Annotated in this window: 5 protein-coding genes; 2 read left to right on the top strand and 3 right to left on the bottom strand. The window is 71.1% G+C overall.

All coding sequences use genetic code 11. The features are described 5' to 3' along the window. Window positions 1–1,022, bottom strand: a 1,022-nt coding sequence (locus ABZW32_RS09145) for an adenosylhomocysteinase (RefSeq protein ID WP_356213318.1), incomplete at its 3' end; no start/stop codon positions are given. A gap of 344 nt (window positions 1,023–1,366) precedes the next feature. Between ABZW32_RS09145 and ABZW32_RS09140 the strand changes: the two genes are divergently transcribed. Both ABZW32_RS09140 and lepB read left to right on the top strand, forming a co-directional pair. Further along, window positions 1,367–3,454: a fructose-specific PTS transporter subunit EIIC gene (locus tag ABZW32_RS09140; protein WP_356213315.1), complete on the top strand. Its 2,088-nt coding sequence runs from the start codon at window positions 1,367–1,369 to the stop codon at window positions 3,452–3,454. A 174-nt stretch (window positions 3,455–3,628) separates the two neighbouring features. Then, a complete protein-coding gene (lepB, locus tag ABZW32_RS09135) occupies window positions 3,629–4,438 on the top strand; it encodes a signal peptidase I (protein WP_356213312.1) in 810 nt (269 codons plus the stop codon). An 85-nt stretch (window positions 4,439–4,523) separates the two neighbouring features. Here the strand turns inward: lepB and ABZW32_RS09130 are convergent, their stop codons facing one another. Both ABZW32_RS09130 and manA read right to left on the bottom strand, forming a co-directional pair. Next, window positions 4,524–5,459, bottom strand: a complete 936-nt coding sequence (locus tag ABZW32_RS09130; protein ID WP_356213309.1) for a cation diffusion facilitator family transporter — start codon at window positions 5,457–5,459, stop codon at window positions 4,524–4,526. Window positions 5,460–5,533: 74 nt separating this feature from the next. Continuing rightward, complete coding sequence (gene manA / locus ABZW32_RS09125; RefSeq protein ID WP_356213306.1) at window positions 5,534–6,691, bottom strand: mannose-6-phosphate isomerase, class I; 1,158 nt, start codon at window positions 6,689–6,691, stop codon at window positions 5,534–5,536. Between the last annotated feature and the right edge of the window lie 57 nt (window positions 6,692–6,748).

The following is a 6,748-nucleotide window of genomic DNA, read 5'->3' as shown; positions in this document are numbered from 1 at the left end:
ACGATCGCCTGGTGCTTCATCTTGGCCATGTCGGCGGCCATGATGATGTCCTTGTTGCCCGTGGTCGTGATGAAGATGTCCGCCGTCTCCACGACATCGTCCAGCGTGGCGACCTGGAAGCCGTCCATCGCCGCCTGAAGCGCGCAGATCGGGTCGATCTCGGTGACGATCACGCGCGCGCCCTGCCCGCGCAGGGACTCCGCGCAGCCCTTGCCGACGTCGCCGTAGCCGAAGACCACGGCCACCTTGCCGCCGATCAGGACGTCGGTGGCGCGGTTGATGCCGTCGATCAGGGAGTGGCGGCAGCCGTACTTGTTGTCGAACTTCGACTTCGTCACGGCGTCGTTCACGTTGATCGCGGGGAAGAGGAGGGTGCCCTCGGCCATCATCTCGTAGAGGCGGTGGACACCGGTGGTGGTCTCCTCCGTCACGCCGCGGATCTCGGACGCGAGCTGCGTCCACTTCTGCGGGGCCTCACCGAGGGTGCGGTTGAGGAGCGTGAGGATGTGGGCGTACTCCTCGGAGTCCGCGGTGGACGGGTCCGGGGCCGCGCCGGCCTTCTCGAACTCGACGCCCTTGTGGACGAGGAGGGTGGCGTCGCCACCGTCGTCGAGGATCATGTTCGGGCCGCCGGTGGGGGTGTTCGGCCAGGTCAGCGCCTGCTCCGTGCACCACCAGTACTCCTCCAGCGTCTCGCCCTTCCAGGCGAAGACGGGGACGCCCTGCGGGTTCTCCGGGGTGCCGTTCGGGCCCACGGCGATGGCCGCGGCCGCGTGGTCCTGGGTGGAGAAGATGTTGCAGGAGGCCCAGCGGACGTCGGCGCCGAGCGCGACGAGGGTCTCGATCAGGACCGCGGTCTGCACGGTCATGTGCAGCGAGCCGGTGATCCGGGCGCCGGCCAGCGGCTGCGCCTCGGCGTACTCCCGGCGGATCGACATCAGACCCGGCATCTCGTGCTCGGCCAGGGTGATCTCCTTGCGGCCGAAGGCGGCAAGGGAAAGGTCGGCGACCTTGAAGTCCATGGGTGCTGCTCCTCATGGTTCGAGAGGGTGGGTACGGCTGGGCCGCGTGCCGTCGGGGACGGTACGCCGAGCACAGTCCGTCGGGGGCCCTCTCTCCCCTCGGCCGGCCACGGGGACCGCCCGACCGCCATCAGCAGCGACGCCTGACACTGACGACGAATCTACACCGATCGGCCTAGCGGCCCCAGTCGCGAGGGTGATGTGTCGCGCCCCGGTTTCGGGCCCTCCGGCGGCACGGTTCGGGGCCTTTCGGACTTTTGATGCACCCCTTGCGTGGGGCAGGATGCCTGGCGGACCGGGTCGTGCGCGCGGCCCCGCAGGACCCATGGCTGAAGGAGACTCCAGTGACCACCAGTCCGGCCGGCCCTCCCGGTGGCGGGGGCGTGCCCGAGCGTCCGAGGTTCGTGGCCGTCACGGCCTGCCCCACGGGGATCGCCCACACGTACATGGCCGCGGAGAAGCTCCAGCAGGCCGCCGCCGAGCTCGGCGTGGACATCAAGGTGGAGACCCAGGGATCCATCGGGGCCGAGAACGTACTCTCTGACAACGATGTCAGAGTGGCGGACGGGGTGATCATCGCCGCCGACAAGGACGTCGACCGCAGCCGCTTCGCGGGCAAGCGGGTCCTGTCCACGGGCGTCGCGGACGGCATCCACAAGCCGAAGGAACTGATCGAGCGGGTACGCAGCGCGCCGGTGCAGACCGGCGCGCCGACCCCCGGCGGCGGGGGTGACGGCAGCGGGGGTGACGGGGGCCGGGAGCGCGGCGCGGCGTACAAGGCGCTGATGAACGGCGTCTCCCACATGATCCCGTTCGTGGTCGTGGGCGGTCTGCTGCTCGCGGTGTCGATCGCGCTCGGCGGGCACACCACGTCCGAGGGCATCGGCTTCGACGAGGGCTCGTTCTGGTCCTACGTCAACGCGCTGGGCGGTCTCGGCTTCAAGCTGATGCTGCCGGTCTTCTCCGGCTACATCGCCTACGCGCTCGGCGACCGGCCCGCACTGGTTCCGGGCATGCTCGGCGGCTTCCTGGCCGCCGACGCCGTGAACGTCTACGGCGCCGAGGCGAACGCGGGCTTCCTGGGCGCGATCGCGACCGGTTTCCTCGCCGGCTGTCTCGTCGTGTGGATCAAGAAGGTCAAGGTCCCCCGGTTCGTCCAGCCGATCATGCCGGTCATCGTGATCCCGATCGTGTCGACGCTGACGCTCGGGCTGCTCTACATCTACGTGATCGGCCGGCCCATCTCCTGGCTCTTCACGCACCTGACCGGCTGGCTGAACGGGATGACCGGCTCCAGCGCGGTCGTGCTCGGCGCCGTCATCGGCCTGATGATCGCCTTCGACATGGGCGGCCCGGTCAACAAGACCGCCTTCCTGGTCGCGGTGGGCCTCATCGGCACCAACAACGCCGTCATGGGCATGGCCGCCGCCGCGATCCCCGTCATGCCGCTGGGCCAGGGCCTGGCCACACTGCTGCGCCGCCGGCTCTACAGCGACCAGGAGCGGGAGACGGGCGTCGCCGCCCTGTTCATGGGCTTCTTCGGCATCTCCGAGGGCGCGATCCCGTTCGCCGCCGCCCGGCCGGCGATCGTCATCCCCGCGAACATGCTCGGCGGCGCCGTGGCCGGCGCGCTCGCGGGCCTGACCGGGGTCGAGGACTCGGTACCGCACGGCGGTCCGATCGTGGCGCTGTTCGGCGCCGTCGGCGGGGTCGCGATGTTCTTCGTCTCCATCACCGTCGGCGTCCTCGTCACGGCGCTCACCACCAACCTGCTGATCGGGATCAAGGAGCGCCGCGGCGGCCCCGGGCCGGTTCCGGCGCCGGTCCCGGTCCCGGCGCCCGAGCCCGTACTGGTGGGCGTGGGCGCGGGGGCGGACGGGACGGCCGTCCCGGCGCGGGCCGTGCCCGCCGGCGCCACCGCCCCGGCCGCCGCCTTCGCGGAGGAACGGACGGAGGAAGAGACGGAAGAAGGGGCGGAGGTGCTGTCCGGGTACCTGACCGCGCGGACGGTCAAGCCGGAGCTGGTGTCGGTCTCGAAGGAGGCGGCGATCCGGGAAATGGCCGAGATGCTGGCCACCACCGGCAACGTGCGGGACGTGGACGAGCTGGTCCGGGTCGCCCTCGCCCGCGAGGCGCAGGGGACGACCGGGCTCGGCGAGTCGATCGCGATCCCGCACGCCAAGACGGACGCGGTGATCCGTCCCACGGTGGGCTTCGCCCGGTCCGCCGAGGGCATCGAGTGGGGTGCGCTCGACGGTACGAAGGCACGGCTGGTCTTCATGATCTCGGTGCCGGAGGCGGCGGCCGGCGACGAGCACCTGCGGATCCTGGCGCTGTTGTCGCGCAAGCTGATGGACGCCGGTTTCCGCGACCGGCTGCGGGGCGCGCCGGACGGGGCGGCCGTCCTGGAGGTGCTGCGCGAGATCCGTTAGCGGCGGTCCGTCCGCTCCGTCCCGTCGGGTCCCGCACCGCTCCGGTGCGGGACCCGACGGCGTGCGCGCAGTGTCCGAATCGGTATGTACGTACTCGGCACACCGGCCCCCCGGCGGCATCGACGGCGTCCCGGTCGACCTACGATGCAAGGCAGGTACATCGGAAGGGACGAAATGGAACACAGGCCAGGACGCAGACGCGGGATCGCGGCGATCGTCCTGCTGGTGCTCGGAGCGGTCATCCTCGGCGGGGTGACGGTGGCGAAGGCCGTGAACCCGCCCTCGCGGTACACGGAGGGCAAGCAGGTCGGCTGGACCATGACGCCGACCTACACCAACGGGGAGAGCATCTACCTGGAACCGGTCGCCAAGGGGCAGTTGCGGCGGGGTGACGTCGTGCTCGCCTCCGTGCCGTGGTCCCTGCAGAAGACCCAGATGAACCGGGTCGTCGCCGTGGGCGGGGACCGCATCCAGTACAAGCCGAGCAGCAAGGTGGCGGGCCAGTACCGGCTGGTGCTGAACGGCACGCCGCTGGACGAGCCGTACCTGGAGCAGTGGAAGAACCCGTCGGCGGTGGCCTTCAACGTGAAGGTGCCCAAGGGGTACGTCTTCCTGATGGCGGACAACCGGATGAACTCGGACGGCTCGCAGTACGCGAACAACGGTCCGGTCCCGGCGGACAAGGTCACCGCCAAGGTCGTGGCGTACCCGATGGCGAAGCTGGCCGTGTGGGGGCAGCTGGCGGGCGCCCTGGTGCTCCTGCTCGGCGGTGTGCTGGCGGGCGTGGCCCGGCGGGCGCGCGGGCGGGCCGGGCGGGCCGCCGCGGTTCCCGCCGCGATCCCCGCTCCGACGGCGGCGCAGCCGGAACCGGGCGAGGGCGGCGGTGAGGGGGCCGGCAAGCAGGCTCCCGTCGCCGCGCAGCCGGGTCAGGGGGACGCGCAGGCGCCGGTCGGGCCCGGTGGGCGCGCGGACGTGTCCTCGTAGGACCGGAGGGCGACCCCCCGTACGGATGCGCGGAGGCCCCCGCGGCTCGGTGAGCTGCGGGGGCCTCCGTGTGTCCGGACCGGGGTCAGTTCCCGTCGGCCTTGGCGGCCTCGGGCTGGTAGATGTCCGGCTCCAGGTAGATGACGCGGGCGATCGGGACGGCGGCGCGGATGCGGGCCTCGGCGGCGTTGATGGCGTTGGCCACCTCGGTCGCGGTGTCGTCGTGCTGGACGGCGATCTTGGCGGCGACGAGGAGTTCCTCGGGGCCGAGGTGCAGGGTCCGCATGTGGATCACGCGGGTGACGGTGTCCCCGTCGACGAGGGCGGCCTTGATCTTCTCGACCTCTTCGGTGCCCGCGGCCTCGCCGAGGAGCAGGGACTTGGTCTCCAGGGCGAGCACGATGGCGATGACGATCAGCAGCACGCCGATGCACACGGTACCGACGCCGTCCCAGACGCCGTTGCCGGTGAGCAGGGCGAGGCCCACGCCGACGAGGGCGAGGACGAGGCCGATGAGCGCGCCGAAGTCCTCCAGGAGCACCACCGGGAGCTCAGGGGCCTTGGCGCGCTTGATGAACTGGGCCCAGGTCTGGTTGCCGCGGATCTCGTTGGATTCCTTGATCGCGGTGCGGAAGGAGAGGCTCTCGGCGACGATCGCGAAGACGAGGACGCCGACGGGCCAGTACCAGGCCTTGATCGGGTGCGGGTCGTGGATCTTCTCGTAGCCCTCGTAGAGGGCGAACATGCCACCGACGGTGAACAGGACGATGGAGACGAGGAAGGCGTAGATGTAGCGTTCCCGCCCGTATCCGAAGGGGTGCTGGGGGGTCGCCTCGCGCTTCGCCTTCTTCCCGCCGAGGAGCAGCAGGGCCTGGTTCCCGGAGTCGGCCAGCGAGTGGACGCTTTCGGCGAGCATCGACGAGGACGTGCTGATGAGGAATGCCACGAACTTGGCTACAGCGATGGCGAGGTTGGCGGCGAGTGCCGCCACGATCGCCCTGGTACCGCCCGACGCGCTCATGGGTGCCGATGTCCCTTCCTAGCCACTGACTACGGCCGCACATTGTTGCAGCTGCCTGTGCGGCCGACGCTACGTCAGAGGACCAGGGTGGCGCGGAATATCGTGCCAGAACCGGACAGTTCGACCTTTTCACCTGCGGGGACGAAGACCGACTCGCCCGGGGCGAGGGTCAGTTCGCCGGCGGCGGGCGCGCCCGCGGTGCACAGCAGGATCTGCGGGGCGCCGTCCGGGAGGGTCTGGGGGGCGCCGCCGGGGGCCAGCACGAAGCGGGAGAGGCGGAACTCGTCGATGGGGGTCTCGTAGACCTCCTCGACACCGCCCTCGGGGCGCAGCAGGGCGGGGGCGCTCGGCTCGAAGAGGACGACCTTCAGCAGCTCGGGGACGTCCACGTGCTTGGGGGTCAGACCCGCGCGCAGCACGTTGTCGGAGTTGGCCAGCAGTTCCACGCCGAGGCCGTCGATGTAGGCGTGCGGAACGCCGGCGCCGAGGAACATGGCCTCGCCGGGCTGGAGCCGTACGTGGTTGAGCAGCATGGCCGCGATCACGCCCGGGTCTCCGGGGAACTCGTGGACCAGGGAGGCGTACGGCGCGTACGGGCCGCCCAGGCGCTCGGCGGCGGCCGCCGCCTCGGTGACGGTACGGGACATCTCGGCGCGGTCCGCGGTGAGGACGGCGGTCAGCACCTCGCGCAGGGCCGCCTCTTCCGGGTGGGCGCGCAGCAGGTCGGCGTACGGCTTGAGGGAGTCGACACCGAGGCCTTCGAGCAGCGCGGCGGCCTCCAGCGGCGGGCGGAAGCCGCACAGGCCGTCGAAGGGGGTGAGCGCGCAGATCATCTCGGGCTTGTGGTTGGCGTCCTTGTAGTTGCGGTGGCCCGCGTCGATCGGGACGCCGCGGCGCTCCTCGTCCTCGAAGCCCTCCTTGGCCTGGGCCAGATCGGGGTGGACCTGGAGGGAGAGCGGGGCGCCGGCGGCCAGGAGCTTGAGCAGGAAGGGCAGACGGGGGCCGAACTTGGCGACGGCGGCGGAGCCGAGCTGGCCCTCGGGGTCGGCCTCGATGACGGCGGACAGGGTGGTCTCGCCCGCCCCGCGGTCCAGACGGGAGGGGGCGCCGGGGTGGGCGCCCATCCACATCTCGGCCTGGGGCTCACCCGTGGGCTCGACCCCGAGGAGGGCCGGGATCAGGGTGGTGGATCCCCAGGCGTAGGGGCGGATCGTGTTCTTCAGGCGGTCCATCGTGGTCTTCCGTCGTTCTTCCTGGATCGGTGGAGCTTGGGGCGGGCACGGGTGCGT

The sequence above is a fragment of the Streptomyces sp. NPDC004667 genome (assembly GCF_040609475.1).
In the GTDB taxonomy this organism is placed as follows: domain Bacteria; phylum Actinomycetota; class Actinomycetes; order Streptomycetales; family Streptomycetaceae; genus Streptomyces.
Note: the sequence above shows the minus strand (reverse complement) of the source record. Positions and strands in the feature narration are given on the sequence as shown.